Here is a 15,287-nt window from a genome sequence, read left to right as displayed (position 1 = left end):
TGACCCTGCTCCATTTTTGCGCGTTTATTTCAAGTTCGCCGTCCATTTTTCCGCGCGCGCCTGCAATTCGTCAAGGAATGTCTTACTATCGGGCGCATTGCCGGCCGCCGCCTTGCTAATAAAACCGTTCACTGCCGGCACGATGTCGCTCATAAAGAATGGATTGGCCTCATCCATCAGCTCCGAGTGGGCAACCTCGGCAACTTCAAGCGCCCGTTTCACATATTGGTCCTTCTCATCGACAAAATCCGCATCCCTCAGCGTTGGCGTATTCGAATAATTGCGGTACATATATTTTTGCGTCTCATAGCCGGACAAAAATTTCAGTACCTCCCACGAGGCCTCTACATCCTTGGCATCCTTCGCCATCACGAATGGGTCGACCGCTACCCAGCCCTCGCCCTTCGGCCCCAAATTCATAACCGACGGGAAACGGTCCAGCAGAGCGCCATCCTTTTTCGCCCGGTATTCGCTCATCGTCGAACCGCCGCTTTGGTCAAGGCCGATCGCAATATTATTTTTGTTCAGGCCGAAGTTTTCAGCCCCCTGCGCATTAATAAACCCTTTGGGCGGCAACGCCGCAGCTTCCTTCAACCAGTCCAGCACCTGCACCATTTCCGGCGTGTTCAGCATCCATTTTATATTTTTAATATCGTTCAGATTGCCCTCCGCTCCCTTCGCTCCGAAAGCCAATGTCAAGGCGACAAAGGTAGAGCCGTTAAGCGAGTTGCCGCTCCAGAAAAGACCGTAATTCTGCTCGCCGGTTTTCGGATTTTTGCCGGTCATCTTCTTCGCCTTTTCCAGCACCTCCGCCGGCGTCGGCTTGGCGGAAAGCGGGTCGACGCCCCAATCCTTGAACAACTGCGCATCGTACACAATGAGGCGCCGGCCGAGCACTGCCGGTATACCGAACTGCTTGGTGCCATCAGGCGATTTGGTGCTGTAGGAGTTGTTCCAGATTCCCTGCAGGTACATCGACGGATCAAAGGACTTGTCGGCCGCAATCAAATCGTCCAAATCGCGCAGCAGTCCATCTTGATACCATTGCGAGGCGAAGGCACCGCCGGTGTACAAAATATCCACATCTTTGGACAGCAGCATAGCCGATTGCTTGGCTTTGGCATTTTCCCATGGAATTTGGAACACTTCCAGTTTGATATTCGGATACATTTTGTCAAAGGTCGCCTTCAAATAATCGGTAAGCCCAATCGTTTCATTGCCTGTCAGCGGATCGATCCCGTTTTCCAGCTTCCAGCCGGCAAGCGCTACGCGTACCGTCCCTTTCATATCCGATACTTTCCCGATTTCAGCTCCGTCTGTAATGGCATTGTCACTATTCGAAGAGCAGCCCGCCAATGTAAAGGCCAATATACATGCAATCGCGATCATCATCCATTTTTTCATCCGTATACCCCTCTCGCATCTTTTTATGCTTATTGCTTAATACCAGAAAGAGCAATACTTTCAATAATATAGCGCTGTAAAAAGAGATAAACGATAATGACAGGCAGCAGACTGACTGTAGTGGCCGCCATAATAATGGCCGGCTGCTGATTGATCCCGTTATTGTACGTAAACATCGCCAACCCGATTTGAATCGTATATTTCGCTGCCGAAGTCAGCGCCAGCAATGGCCACAGCATGTCATTCCATACGCCCAAAAACAATAAAATGATCATCGTTGCAATAATCGGTGTGCAAAGCGGAAAATAAACCCGCCAAAACACGCTCCATTCGCGAGCCCCATCAATCACAGCAGCTTCGCGCAGGGCCGATGGCAGCTGGTCGATAAAGGCTTTTGCCAGAAAGGTGCCGAAGGCGTAATTGAGCGCCGGCAAGTAAAACGCCCAATAGCTGTCGATCAGCCCAATTTTGCTGAACAGCAAATATTGCGGAATCATCGTCATTTCGAAAGGAATCATCATCGTACTTAAAGCGAGCAGCAGTACAATATTTGCACCTTTGAACCGCAGCTTGGACAATGCATAGCCGGATAATAATGCGGAAAGCGAACTGACGATAATGACACCACCGCTAACTAGCAGCGAGTTGAAAATATATTTTAGCATCGGAATCGTCGTGAACGCCGATTTATACGTTTTGATCGACGGCTCCTCCGGCCACAGCTTCGGCGGGAATGTAATATTCAGCCTGGCTCCCCAGTCGAAGCTTGTAATAAGCATCCATAGAAAAGGCACAATCATAACGATCGAGCCCATTGTCAGAATGAGCAGTACCAGCCATTGTCCGGTCACTCTTCTCCCTGTTATTGCAGGCGTCTTCGCGCCATCATGCGCCACTCCAACATGTGCCACCCGAAGCCCTCCTCTAATCCCAACTGTTTGCGCGTCTGTTCAAGAGCATAAGCAGCATCGTAAGCACTAAAATAATGATAAAAAGCAAGTACGATGCGGCGGTCGCCACCCCCATCTGCGAGGCGAGAAAGGCGTTGCGGTAAATATACAGCACCGAGGTCATCAGGCTTCCGTCCGGATTGCCGGCCGTCCCCCCGATCAGCCAAACATCGGTAAACCGCTTCATCCCGCCAATCGTCCCCATAACGATCATGAAGAAAAAGATCGGACGCAGATAGGGAATCGTAATATATAGCCACCGGTGCAGAGCGCTGGCCCCATCAACCTCGGCTGCCTCGTACAGATCGCGTGGCACGCTTTGCAGGCCGGCCAAAAAGATAATGGTGTTGTAGCCCAATGCCCCCCACATACTCATCAGCACGATGCCGAATCTGGAAAACTGAGCATCTGTAAACCATCCGAGAGGCCCTATGCCGACCAGGCCCAGCACATAATTGAACAGCCCCGCTTCATCCGGATAGAACAAAAAGGAAAACAACAGGCTCGTTGCAACAGCTGATACGACATTCGGCAGAAAGTAGATTGCCTTAAACATATTTTTGCCGAAATGCCAGCGCAAGCTGTTAATGAGGCTGGCCAGAATAAAGGAGATGCAAATGCCGCAAATCATCGACAGCAAGCCCATAAACATGGTGTTGTAGAGCGATTTCCAAAAAACCGAATCACTGAGCACATAGCTGTAGTTGCTAACCCCGGCCCACTTGGCGGTGGCCCCGCTGCCGCTTGTCTGCTGGAAACTCATGAAAAGTGCGGCAACCATCGGATAAACCGCGAACACGATTACCCCGAGCAGCAGTGGAGCGCTGAAGGCGTACCCTGTCCAATCTTTGTGCGACAACAGCTTGCGTCTGCCCGCCCGATTCGCTGCTTGAGCTTGAATAATAACTCCCCCTTCCGGTATTTTTGAAACCCCTTACACTATTGCTGTACCTTGCTCACTGATGCCAATAGGTCTGTGATTACTTTTATTGTAATGGGCACAACATGGGGCGGCCTATGGTCAGAATACGGGAGCAATAGCACAAAACTCAGCTAAATCTTGCGGCGCCGGCAAACTCTGTTTCCGCAATGTGGACAAAATCCAGCCGGTGGTGGATCATTTTCCGGTTTTTGCCGCTTTGAACTCTGTTGGGCTTTGTCCGGTATGTGCACGAAATACACGGCTAAAGTAACGAAAATCGCCGAATCCGGTCATTTCCGCTATTTCTTGGATCGAAAGCGATGTATGCAAAATAAGCTCCTTTGCCTTTTCCACCCGGACCGCATTCAAATAACGGGTAAAGTTAATGCCCGCCTCCACCTTAAATAATTGACTCAAATAATTTTTGTTGAGATAGAAGCGGGCCGCCATCTGCTCAAGTGTAATTTTTTCCTGATAGTGCTCCTGCATATAAGCGCGAATTTGCCGGACAACATTTCGTTCTCCTTTATGCCGCTGCGTATGCCGGGCGGCAAATAAGTAACGGCAGTAGCGCTTCAAATAGGCCGCTGTCTCCGGACAGCTCCAGTATAGCGGGAACGCCTCGCCTTCAAAATCTTCGACGAGCCGATACTCGCTCCATCCTGCCAGACAGCTCATTTCCATTGCTGCTACACTCAAAATCGCCACCGCCTTGTCAATGCAGTCGCGCGCCGTATCGGCCGTGCAGTTGCCTGCAGATAACAAGCCGAAATAATGATCAATCGTCTCCTCCGCCTCCTCCAGCGAGCCTGTCAGCAGAGCTTGCGTGAGCCGCTGACGGAAGGCTTGATCGAATTGGGCGCGCACCGCTGTGCTGGAACGGGCTGGAGGCTCATCATGCCGATTTGCATACAATAAAACGGCCGACTGCTGCCGAAACAGATGATCGTTCACTGCAGTTTTGGCTTCATGATAAGCCCGCTGCAAGCGCTGCAGCCCTCCGCCTGCATTGCTGACGCCGCAGCGTACCTCAAGCCCCAGCTCTTCCGAGCAATGCTGCAGCAATGGATGCAGATGCTGCTGCAGATCCCGCGCCAAGGCGGAATTGTGATGATACGCCCACACCGCCGCATCCTCATCCTCGCTGCTGCCCGCCCGCTCCATCTCAAATAATAAGGCGTACTCTCCATCATCGATCTGAGAGCACAAAAAGGTCTGCTTTTTCTCCTCCTGTGCCAGCCATTCGCCCAGCCGATACCAGGCCTCGTCCCGCAAAGCCTCTATCTTTCCTCTCGACTGCCTTGCTCCCTTCACTTGCAGAACGGCAATCATAAAGACTTCAAACCGCCCTTGCAGGCCGCACTGCTTGGCCATTTCTTCGATTTCATCGGGATTATAGCGTCCTGTGGACAGCTGACGAAAAAAAGCGGTTCGCCGTTCTCCCTCATTGATGGTCGCTGTCTCCTGCATGACCCGCACACGGCTGCGGTGCTCCTGCGTAATTTTGCGCATACAATCCATCAGCTCTTCCGGCCTTACCGTCATCTTCAACAAATAATCCGCTGCCCCTACTAGCAGCGCTTCCTTTACCAGCTCGAATTCATCGGCACAGCTGAGGACGATACAGATGCATTCCGGATCGCGCCTCCTCGCTTCCCGGATGAGCGCAATGCCGTCCATTACCGGCATCTTAATATCGGTGACGATCACATCCGGCTGCCATTCCTCCCAATGATCCAGCACCTCAAGGCCATGTGCCGCCTCCTCTACACGCTCAAAGCCAAGCTCCGACCAATCGACCGAATGGCGGATACCGTGACGAACAATCGCTTCATCATCTACAATAATGACATGCATCGCCTTTCCTCCCTCTTATTGCTGCTTGTCCAGCGGCAAGATTACCGTCACCGTCATCCCTTTTCCCGGGCGGCTCTCCCACTTAACGCCATAACTCTCGCCAAAATAGAGTTGAATTCGCTTGTCTACATTGCGCATTCCCACATGCTCCCGCGCCGGATTGTCTGCCGGTACCGGCTGCATCGCGCCAACTCCGCTGTCAATGACCTTTAGAACAATCCGCTCCTTCTCCTGCCAGCCCTTGATCCAGATGACACCCGCCTCGCGCTTGGGCAATATGCCGTGAAAAATCGCATTTTCCACTAACGGCTGCAAGCTCATACGAGCAATTTTCCCGTCCTTCACATGCTCCTCCAGCTCATACACAACACTGAATTGGCCGGGATAAATCCGCTGCTGAATTTCCACATAGGCTGCAAGATGCTTCAACTCCTCGCCAATTGTAATGATCGGCTTTTCCAGCTGGAAAGCGCTAACTAGAATAATATTCATCGAGGTCAACATATCGAAAATCGACTCCGTCTGCCCCATCCGCGCCAGCCAGCGGATATTGTTGAGCGTATTGTAAATAAAATGAGGGTTAATTTGCGCCTGCAGAGCGCGCAGCTCGGCCTTTTTTTGCTTTTGCCGCTCCTCCTCCACGCGCTGCGAGGTCCGCTTCAGCCGATATATCATCCGGTTAAAACTAACGATTAGTAACCCGATCTCATCCTTCGCGCCACTGCGGGCCGGATAGGGAGCAAGACGCTCGCTGCCCAAATTGCCCATGCTGCTCATAAACTTGGCCAATCGGACAATCGGCTTCAAAAAATGGTAGGACAAAATAAAGGCAAGCGTCATGCCGATCACAAGCAATGCGAAGTTTAATGCAAGCTGCAGCTTCAAAATAATCGTCGCATCCTTTAACAGCGCTTCCTCCGGAATAATGCCCACAATATTGAGCGGCTGCGATTTCGGATCGTTGCCCGTCACGATCAGATGACCAAAACGCGTAAAGGATGGCTCGCCGCCCCCTGCCTCCTTGAGCATTTCCTCCCCGTTATGCGGAAGGTCGCCTATACTGGCCGGCTCCATCATAAAGCCGCGGCGATCGACCAGAAACAGCCGCTCGTCGTAACGCTTTTCCCGCTTTTGAATAATATCCGTAATCCGCTCCGCCTTCAGCGACACGATTACAAACCCTTCTGTACGTCCGCGATTTTCGCTCCCCGTTACAATTTTTCGTCCAACAAATATTAATTGCGGCTGTTCACCGCCCCTGTATGGAAAAATCGTTGAATACCCCGTCGGCGTCATGACCAGCTCCCCTACACTGCCCATCATCAGCCGGTAAATATCCGAGCGCTGCAGCTGATCCATCCGGAAAGGGGAGGTACCGACCGCCTCCAGATCATTGCTCATCACAATAATGTCGGCAATATAATCGCGCCCGTTGCGTACCCCTTCCAAATATTTGCGCAATTCAGTCTGCCGCTGCTCTTCATCCAGACGGTAAAACAGCTCGGGATTTATGTAATAAAGCGATTGTGTCATCAATTCCAAATCCCGGAAATAAAAGTTCAATTCATTGTTGAGTGAGCCAATGTAATGCTCTGCGTAGTAAGCCGTATTCCGCTTGATAACATCACGAATAAATGTGTAGCCAACTGTACTGTTCACAATCAGAATGAAACCGTTAAGAATAAATAAATACAGCGCTAATCTGAGTGAAATTTTCCGTCTAGGCGAACTCCACATCCGGCTCAACATTCAACCAACCATCTCCTCCCATAATTTGTAATAATGACTCGAATACACCACTATAGTACAACAAAAAGCTCTAGCCTGAAATGACAAGCTAGAGCTTCCAATCTGCTTCACTTTTGATCCATACACGCCTTGATTACAGCCGCCGCGGAAGAACGACCCGAATATCCGTACCGCGTGAAAACTTCACCGAAGGGCTTGCCGCACTAACAGAGCCGCCATGCATCTCGACAATGCGCTTTACAATCGACAGCCCGAGGCCGCTGCCGCCAGCCGCCCGCTCCCTCGCTTTATCCGCTTTATAAAAGCGTTCAAAAATAAAGGGCAGGTCTGCCGGCGGAATTCCGCTTCCGCTATCCGAGATCGTCACCGCGACCTCTGCCCCTCTCCGGTCAATTGCTACTGCAATCGTCCCCCCTTGCGGGGTAAATTTAATGCTGTTGCTGATCAAATTCATCCATACTTGCGACAATAGATCCTGGTCGGCTTCAATCGTCGTCTCCGCAAGCTCGATGTCGATCGTAATGTCTTTTTCCAGCCATTGCGGCTCGCACACAAGTACGATACTGCGCAATTGCTTGTCGAGCCGGTACGGCTTCGGCTCAAAAGGATGTCTCTCCGACTCAAGCGATGTTAGTTTAAGTAAATTGTCGCTCAGCTTGGACAACCGGCCGCTCTCTGTCTCAATAATATTATAGTAATGCCTGCGCTGCTCCTGGCTGAGCCCTTCCTGCTGCAGCGCACGCGCAAAGCCGCGGATCGAGGTGAGCGGCGACTGGATTTCGTGCGACACATTAGAAATAAACGTTTGCCGCACTTCCTCCATCTGGTTCAATCCTTCGGTCATCGTATTAATAATTTTCACCAGCTCGCCCAGCTGCCCGGGCATATGCTTGTTCTGCTGCAGCTTGAACTTGAAATCGCCCTTCGATACACGCCGGAGTGCTGTAAATATTTCCACCCAGCCCTGCATGCCTTTGCGCCACGGCCGCATAATAAGTACGATAAGAAAGAGCACCGCAATGCCCAGATATACATTGAGCAGCTGCCTGCCATAGCCCGTGAATATACCGGGGATGTCCTCCCTGATCCATAAGGAGCCTGTCAAATGGTCCAGCTCGAGCGGAACGCCGACAATCGCATAGCCGTCCATCGTTACTTTAGAACGTTGAATATGGTCGACGACCGCCCCTTGTTCCACCTGCCTGGCATCCTCCTCCGAAATCCGGAACGATGCCGGCCCCGCTGCTTCGCCGCCAAAATGGCTCACAGTCCCCTGATCCGAACGCTCAGCTAAATAGATATGGAGCTTCTTTGTTTGCGCAATATCTGCAAGCAGCCTCTCCCGCGCAGTTTCATCAGCCGTATCGGCCGCTACCCGCGATATTAAACGGGCTTCTCCTTTAAGCTCAGCTATGAGCGCCGGCTCCTGCTGCTTTTCTTTAACAAAAGCAACAGCCGTATAAGCGACACTCCAGCTAAAGCCGATTGCGAGAACCATCATGAGCACGCCACCCACAAACTGCACCCATCTATGTCGCTCCCTCATAGCTCCAGCCGATAGCCTAGCCCGCGGATCGTCTGAATACGCAGCTTGCTTTGCTCCTCTGGAAATCGTTCGCGCAATCTTTTAATATGCACATCAACCGTCCGCTCGTCGCCTTCATAATCAAAGCCCCAGATTTGTTCAATCAGCTCGTCGCGGGAAAAGGTTTTGCCCGGATAGCTGGCCAGCTTGAACAGCACTTCAAATTCCTTGAGCGGCAATGTCATGCTGCGCCCGCCAAGCGTCACCTCAAACGTTTTGCGGTCCATCTGCACATCCCCCACCTGTACCTGCTGCGAGGTAGCAATCCGGTAACGCTTCATCAGCGCCTTCACTCTGGCAATCAATTCCAGTGGTTCGAACGGCTTGACCAGATAATCGTCCGCTCCCAATTCAAAGCCTTTTACTTTCTGCACAGTCTCGCTCTTGGCTGTCAGCATCAGCAGCGGCACATCTGTCATTGCCCGCAGCTCGCGGCATAATGTCCAGCCATCCATATTCGGCATCATAATATCCAAAATGACCATATCCGCCGGATCATTCTCCATTATGGCCAACGCCTGAACGCCATCAGAAGCCTCCACAATTTGGAATCCTTCCTGACTCAGAAACAGACTGACCAATTCCCGAATATGCGGATCATCATCGACTACCAGCAATTTCACCATTGTCTTAAGCCCCACTTCCATAGAACGTAACTTGCTTTTGAATATACCCGTTCTTTATGAACCCAATATGAACCGCTGCCCTGCTCCCGCGTTGCAAATCGGCAGCGATTCCATTAGCATATAATCCATAACAAGGATGCGGGAGGCCAATCATGATGGACAATAATCAATTCAGCCAGCTCTATGAAGAGTATCGTTCACTCCTCATGGCTGTCGCATACCGTATGCTCGGCTCCGTCCCCGATGCCGAAGATATTGTGCAGGATACATTTCTCGCCCTGCAGCAGCAGACCGGCCAGATTGCACATCTCAAAACCTATCTCTGCAAAATGGTGACTAACCGCTGCATCAACGAGCTGCGCTCCGCCCGCAAAACAAGAACGAGCTACATCGGGCCATGGCTGCCTGAGCCGATTGTCGAAAGCGCCCCGCCCGATCAGTATGAATCGCAGGAAAACATCGCGTACGCCTACATCGTTCTAATGGAGCAGTTGACCCCTGCCGAGCGCGCTGTTTTTATTTTACGCGAAACGCTGGATTTTTCTTATGATGAAATTGCGGCCATTATCAACAAAACGCCGGCCAATTGCCGTAAAATATTTAGCCGCAGCCGGCAAAAAATGAATCAGGCTCAGCAGCAGGAGCAGTGCAGCTTAACGTCCCTTGACTTGAATCCACTCAGCGCGGCCTTCAGCAAAGCTTACCTCGCCGGCGATCTCGAGCAAATTGTGCAACTGCTCAGCGACAAGGTAACCCTTTATTGCGATGGCGGCGGCAAAGTCCGTACGGCGATCAATCCGATTTATGGCAAAGATCGCGTCTCCCGCCTGTTGGCTTATTATATCACTTCCCATCATCAGGAAGAAACGCTCCGCCTTCTGCCTGTCCTCGTGAACGGCAGCAGCGGCATGCTGCTGATGCGCAATAATAAGGCGGAAGGCGTCTTTGCTTTCGCCGCCTCCGCAGCGGAGGATTTCCGGCTGTCGGCAATCTATTTTATAAAAAATCCGGATAAATTGCGTGAAGCGCAGCATTTTTGTGTCACAAATCAAGCCGCTCATTTGTCTTAAGAGATATGTGAGAAGAAACGGCTGACGCCGTCTTTGGCGCGAGGCAAGTTTCTTCCCCTGAAATTTTATAGAATTTATCAGGTAAACATATAAATTCTATAAACAAAAATTATCTCTGATGAGGAGTGGCTACAATGAGAATGAATTACCGCACGGCTAGTCCGGCAACCTTCCAGGCATTAATGAAAGCGGAGCAGTATGCCTCCGAAACCGGCATCGACCGGGGCTTGCGCGAGCTGATCAAAATACGCGTATCGCAAATTAACGGCTGCGCGTTCTGCCTCAATATGCATACAAAGGATGCCCGCAAATATGGCGAAACGGAGCAGCGAATCTACTTGTTAAGCTGCTGGCATGAAACCTCGCTATTTACCGAGGCGGAGAAAGCAGCGCTGGCCTTGGCGGAAGCAGTGACCCGTATTAGTGAATCCGGCGTTTCGGATGACATTTATGAACGGGTCAGACAATTTTTTAGCGAGGAGCAGTTCATTCAGCTTATCTTTATTATCAATACGATCAACAACTGGAATCGCGTGGCGATCTCGACCGGTATGGAGCCAGGGGATTTTGAGTAAGGGGAAGTAGTTTAAGGTGCGGGATGTCTCCAGCGGTCATAAAATGACCCGAGACATCCCCTTTCCTTGCGTCACACTTGTGCCGGTTTCGCCGCCGGAAAATGCGATGCCGCCACACGATATATGGTCATCTTATTGCCGATGATCGGGCCGTTCTCCGCTGCTTCTTTGCCGGGAGCCGCTTCTGTGCGGCGGGCATGGGCACCCCGGAAAGCATCGCTGCTCGCCCATCCTTCAAACGCTTCTTCGTTCTCCCATGTCGTACAAACCCGCACCTCTTCATTGCCGTCGGCATTGACGGCATGCAAGACATCCATACGGATAAAACCGGGGAAGGTATGCACCGTTTTAGGCGTTTTAAAACGTTCCAGCACTGCATCCGCATAACCTGCGCGAACATCGATTCTATTTTCGACTACAATCATTTCACTTTTCTCCTTTTCTTCTTCACCAATAAGCGAGCGAATATAACTGGTCACCGCTTTCGCCCGTTCCCCGCCCATCAAGGCATGCTGCAGCAGTGAAATTTGATGCGGGCCGGGTACATGTACCAAATGTGGATACTTCGTCAGCACCGCCTGGACAAATTCCAGCTCGCCCAGCATAGCTGCTGCAAATAAATCCAGCCGGGCACCGCGGGCCAGCAGCCACTCGGCAATATCCCGCCTTCCAACATGAGAGGCAGCGCCGAGCGCCGTCTCCCAATCCGCTCCTCCCCAATTCATCGCTGCGTGCAGCAGACCCGGTTCCTGCTCGAGAAGCTGCTGCACTTTTGACAAATCGGCATGCGCTGCTCCGACGAAAGCTCGTACAAGCTCAGTATCAAGCGGTTTCTCCGCCATAATCGTTAACCCTCCCTCGAATTTGCAATTCCGCACGGCAAATAGACCGGCACCCCGTCATCATCATGCACCTTGGCCTCAATACCGAATACATCACGGAAAAATTCAACCTGAAAAACTTCGGACGGACGCCCTTCCCTGACGATTGCCCCGTCCTTGACCGCTACAATCCGGTCGCAGTAACGGGCCGCCTGATTCAGATCGTGCAGGACCATGATGACCGTCAAGCCCTGCTCCTTGTTCAAGCGGCGAATGAGTTCCATCAGTTCCAATTGATGCGCGATATCCAGATAAGTCGTCGGTTCATCGAGCAGCAATATTTCCGGACTTTGCGCCATACACATCGCCAGCCACGCCCGCTGCCGTTCACCGCCGGACAAGGCGAGCAAAGAACGATGCTGCAGCTCGGCCATACTTGTTACCTGCAAAGCCCAATCTACAACAAGCTCATGCTCCCCCCGGCATTCCTCAAACCAATTCAAATGCGGGTTTCGTCCCCGCCGAACCAATTCGCGCACCGTAATATCCAGTGCAGCTTCCTGTGTCTGGGACAGCATGGTCAGCTTTCTGGCAATCCCTTTCGTGCTCATTGCCGATATGCACTCGCCGCCCATCGCAACAGTCCCTTGCTGGGGAGATATCAGCCTCGACAGCATGCGCAGCACAGTCGATTTGCCGGAACCGTTCGGCCCAACGATGCCAAGCCACTCTCCCGGCGTTACATCCAGATCGAATCCTTCAATAACGGTATTCGCCCGATAGCCGTAATTCAAATCAATTGCCGATAATGCAGCGTTCATTTGCCCAGCCCCTTTCGCAACAAATAAAGAAAGAATGGCGCCCCCAGCAAAGCCAGCAAAATACCTACCGGAAACTCGATCGGGTCAAACCAGCTGCGCGCAGCTGTGTCTGCCGCTACTACAAGTGCAGCTCCGCCTATGGCCGACAACGGGAGCAAGATCCGGTAATTGCCTCCCGCAAGCAAACGTACGATATGCGGTACAACAAGCCCAACGAAGCCTACCATGCCGACTATGCTAATTGCCGCACCGGCCAAAAAGGTGGAGAGCAGAATGATCAGCAGCCTCCCCGTTTCCACCCGGCTCCCCAGCACCTTGGCCGCATCGTCCCCCAATACAAGCAGGTTTGCCTGCTTAATGAGAAAGATAGCTGCAGCTCCGCCCGCGATGGCATAAGGCAATAATGCTTCAAAATGCGGCCAGCTGCGCCCATTCAAACTGCCCGACATCCAGGGCAGCACAGATTGCACCTTCTCGCTATTTAAAATCATCAGAGCCGTCATCGCTGCGCCAAGCAAGGAGTTGACGGCCACCCCCGCCAGTATAAGACGCAGCGGGGAAGCTCCCCCCTTCCAGGCCAGCGCATACACGGCGGCAGCAGCGGCCAGTGCGCCAACAAATGCCGCAATAGGCAAATAAGCAATTTGTGCCGGAAACAGAATCATAATGACAACTGCCGCCAAGCCGCCGCCGGAAGATACGCCAATAATGCCTGGATCAGCTAGCGGATTGCGGAACACGCCTTGCAAAAATGCGCCGGCCATCGCCAGGCATGCCCCGGCAAGCATTCCGGTTAAGACGCGAGGCAAGCGTAAGTTCCAAACAATTTGACGCGCCTCGCTGTCCGCTGACTGTGTCATAGCCGTCCACACTTCGCCTGCCGGAATCGGGATCGATCCCGACATAAGGCCTGCCAGCATAGCAGCTAGCAATAGCGCTATGCCCCCTGCCAGCAGTATAATATGACGGACACGCCGCGGGTCTTTCACGAGCTGTACACTTGAATTGGATGCGATCGATGACATATGCTTAATTCGCCTTAAGCAGCTTATTAATCGTTTCGATCGCTTGCGGCGCTCTTAGCCCCGGATTGGCAGCAAACAGCTCTGAAGGCAGCACCTCAAAACGGTCATTTTTCACCGCAGCCATGCTTTTCCATGCTGTATTCGCCTCGAACTGTTGCTTGAAGCTTGTTCTGACTTCGTCGGCATCGCCGTGCGTAATGAGCAGAATCAAATCCGGATTTGCAGCAACGATTCTTTCCATACTAAGCTCGGCATATTGCGGCATGGAATCCATTTTCGGGAATGATGCCGCTACATTGCTGCCCCCGGCAAGCTCAAGGAAGTTGCCCGGGTAGCTGGTCGGCAAAGCCACAACAAAGCTGCCGGGTGCGCCGTAGACGATTAATGTTTTCGGCTTTGTTTTCGGTTTAACAAGCTGGTTAACCTTGTTATTCATCTCTTTAATCAGCTGCTCCGCCTTGCTTTCTTGACCGAGAATTTTTCCGTACAGGCTCACCGATTTTTGAATATCGTCGAATGTATTATGCGAGTTGAACATCACTTGAGCACCGAGCCGTTCGATCGTTGCCTGCTGCATTTTCAGCGAAGGACTGGCAATGACAAGATCAGGCTTCAGCGTTGCCAGCTTCTCGAACAAAATGCCATGGGCGCTGCCTACCTCCACGGCTGAAGCCGCTTCCGGGGGAGTCACTTTCCCCATCGCAGTCGGCCTGCCTACAACTTTGCCGCCCAGCGCATAAATCATTTCCGTATCCGACGAGGACAGCGTAACAATGCGCGAAGGCTTTTTATTAAGCGTAAAGACACCTGTACTTGTTTGTACCGTAAGCTTGCTGCTGATCGCGATCGTACCGCTCGCTTTATTAAAGCTGACCCATTTGCCAAAAGCCTCTGAAATGAGCCGCAGCGGTACAAACGTTTTCCCACCGACAAAAAGCGGTGCAGCGTCCATCTCCGTTTTTTCTCCATTTATGTATGCTGCCGAGGAACCGACCGACAATTTCACAGTTACTCCATCACGCTCAGCAGACACCGTCTTGCTTTTTGCGTCCCAGGAAGCTTTGCCGCCCAGTGCATGAACAATGTCGCTATAGGGTACAAGCGTCCGGTTATTGACAATACGCGGCTGCGTATCGAGTGCAACCGTCTTCCCGTCGAGCGTCACCTTAATCGTTTTGGCAGCGGCTGCCGCCGATGCGCCCCCTCCGGTGCCTGCTGCCAGTGGCGCGGCCAGCACCGCCATAGCCAGTAAACCATGTGTCAATACTTTGCGAAACATTGCACAACCTCCCATTAATAATGATAATCAATATCAATTAATTGATCCATTCTCATTCTATTGATAATGATTATCAAAGTCAATAGGGTTGGAAAATAAATCTGCACTGCATGACAGAACATGCAACCAAAACAAAAAAACGCCTGACGGCGTTTGTGAAGCGGGCAACTGTGAGTCGTGCGGACAGACGATCCGTTATTTTGTCGAATGCCGGCTAATTTGGAGGTTACGCGGACAGACGTTCCGTTATTTACTGGTTTTTCCGGGTTTTCGCGGCGTTTTAAGGCAAATAACGGATACACGGTCCGGGAGCCGGCCGCATTAGCTGTTTTGTTCACAGATAACGGATCTACGACGGTCCGCGTGGAGCCCACTTCGACCGTGCTTACAGATGTCCACAATTACCTACGATCCTTTATTTTGTCGAATTTCGCTGTTTCGCGGACATATGAGCCTTTAATGGTGAAGTTTGCTGGCTTTTTGCGGCAATTGGAAGCCGATAGCGGAACTTCGGTCGCGGACCGGCCTTTTGGGGCTCAGCCTTAAAACCCCAAAAAACTAACTGGATTTTATGTAGGTAAATACGCCAGAACAGACGATTTT

Annotated in this window: 13 protein-coding genes and 1 pseudogene; 2 read left to right on the top strand and 12 right to left on the bottom strand. The window is 51.8% G+C overall.

The genetic code is table 11. The annotated features are described in order from the left end of the window. Window positions 1-24 precede the first annotated feature (24 nt). The 7 genes from ACFQ0N_RS06440 to ACFQ0N_RS06410 all read right to left on the bottom strand — a co-directional run bounded on the left by ACFQ0N_RS06440 (window position 25) and on the right by ACFQ0N_RS06410 (window position 9,093). Window positions 25-1,404, bottom strand: a complete 1,380-nt coding sequence (locus tag ACFQ0N_RS06440) for an ABC transporter substrate-binding protein (protein ID WP_379323985.1) — start codon at window positions 1,402-1,404, stop codon at window positions 25-27. 29 nt (window positions 1,405-1,433) lie between these two features. Continuing rightward, a complete protein-coding gene (locus ACFQ0N_RS06435; RefSeq protein ID WP_379324303.1) occupies window positions 1,434-2,270 on the bottom strand; it encodes a carbohydrate ABC transporter permease in 837 nt (278 codons plus the stop codon). A 58-nt stretch (window positions 2,271-2,328) separates the two neighbouring features. Beyond that, entirely contained in the window at window positions 2,329-3,258 is a 930-nt protein-coding gene (locus tag ACFQ0N_RS06430) for a carbohydrate ABC transporter permease (RefSeq protein WP_379324301.1), read from the bottom strand. A 213-nt stretch (window positions 3,259-3,471) separates the two neighbouring features. Next, on the bottom strand, window positions 3,472-5,133 hold the full coding sequence (locus ACFQ0N_RS06425; protein ID WP_379323983.1) for a helix-turn-helix domain-containing protein: 1,662 nt from the start codon (window positions 5,131-5,133) through the stop codon (window positions 3,472-3,474). A gap of 15 nt (window positions 5,134-5,148) precedes the next feature. Continuing rightward, window positions 5,149-6,882, bottom strand: a complete 1,734-nt coding sequence (locus ACFQ0N_RS06420) for a histidine kinase (RefSeq protein WP_379323981.1) — start codon at window positions 6,880-6,882, stop codon at window positions 5,149-5,151. Between the two features lie 133 nt (window positions 6,883-7,015). Then, a complete protein-coding gene (locus tag ACFQ0N_RS06415; RefSeq protein ID WP_379323979.1) occupies window positions 7,016-8,383 on the bottom strand; it encodes a sensor histidine kinase in 1,368 nt (455 codons plus the stop codon). A 41-nt stretch (window positions 8,384-8,424) separates the two neighbouring features. Next, window positions 8,425-9,093 (bottom strand): response regulator transcription factor, encoded by a 669-nt coding sequence (locus ACFQ0N_RS06410; RefSeq protein WP_379323977.1) that lies wholly within the window; start codon window positions 9,091-9,093, stop codon window positions 8,425-8,427. Between the two features lie 152 nt (window positions 9,094-9,245). Here ACFQ0N_RS06410 and sigJ point away from each other — a divergent pair, with 152 nt between their 5' ends. After that, a complete protein-coding gene (sigJ, locus tag ACFQ0N_RS06405; RefSeq protein ID WP_379323975.1) occupies window positions 9,246-10,163 on the top strand; it encodes an RNA polymerase sigma factor SigJ in 918 nt (305 codons plus the stop codon). Between the two features lie 134 nt (window positions 10,164-10,297). Then, window positions 10,298-10,738 (top strand): carboxymuconolactone decarboxylase family protein, encoded by a 441-nt coding sequence (locus ACFQ0N_RS06400; protein WP_379323973.1) that lies wholly within the window; start codon window positions 10,298-10,300, stop codon window positions 10,736-10,738. A gap of 71 nt (window positions 10,739-10,809) precedes the next feature. Here ACFQ0N_RS06400 and ACFQ0N_RS06395 read toward each other — a convergent pair whose 3' ends face one another. The 5 genes and pseudogenes from ACFQ0N_RS06395 to ACFQ0N_RS06375 form a co-directional block, all read right to left on the bottom strand. After that, window positions 10,810-11,163 carry an antibiotic biosynthesis monooxygenase gene (locus ACFQ0N_RS06395; protein ID WP_379324299.1) on the bottom strand — a complete coding sequence of 118 codons (354 nt, stop codon included), beginning with the start codon at window positions 11,161-11,163 and terminating at the stop codon, window positions 10,810-10,812. Window positions 11,164-11,193: 30 nt separating this feature from the next. Then, a pseudogene (locus tag ACFQ0N_RS06390) lies at window positions 11,194-11,583 on the bottom strand (ankyrin repeat domain-containing protein); the annotation flags it as partial. Between the two features lie 2 nt (window positions 11,584-11,585). Further along, window positions 11,586-12,380, bottom strand: coding sequence for an ABC transporter ATP-binding protein (locus ACFQ0N_RS06385; protein WP_379323971.1), 795 nt, complete (start codon window positions 12,378-12,380; stop codon window positions 11,586-11,588). After that, window positions 12,377-13,405, bottom strand: coding sequence for a FecCD family ABC transporter permease (locus ACFQ0N_RS06380; RefSeq protein ID WP_379323969.1), 1,029 nt, complete (start codon window positions 13,403-13,405; stop codon window positions 12,377-12,379). Before ACFQ0N_RS06380 ends, ACFQ0N_RS06385 begins: the two co-directional genes overlap by 4 nt. A 4-nt stretch (window positions 13,406-13,409) precedes the next feature. Further along, window positions 13,410-14,684 carry an ABC transporter substrate-binding protein gene (locus tag ACFQ0N_RS06375; RefSeq protein ID WP_379323967.1) on the bottom strand — a complete coding sequence of 425 codons (1,275 nt, stop codon included), beginning with the start codon at window positions 14,682-14,684 and terminating at the stop codon, window positions 13,410-13,412. Window positions 14,685-15,287 lie beyond the last annotated feature (603 nt).

This window comes from Paenibacillus sp. GCM10027626, assembly GCF_042676285.1.
Lineage (GTDB): Bacteria > Bacillota > Bacilli > Paenibacillales > Paenibacillaceae > Paenibacillus_Z.
The sequence above is the reverse complement of the archived record's forward strand: the minus strand, read 5'-3'. Positions and strand labels throughout refer to the sequence as shown.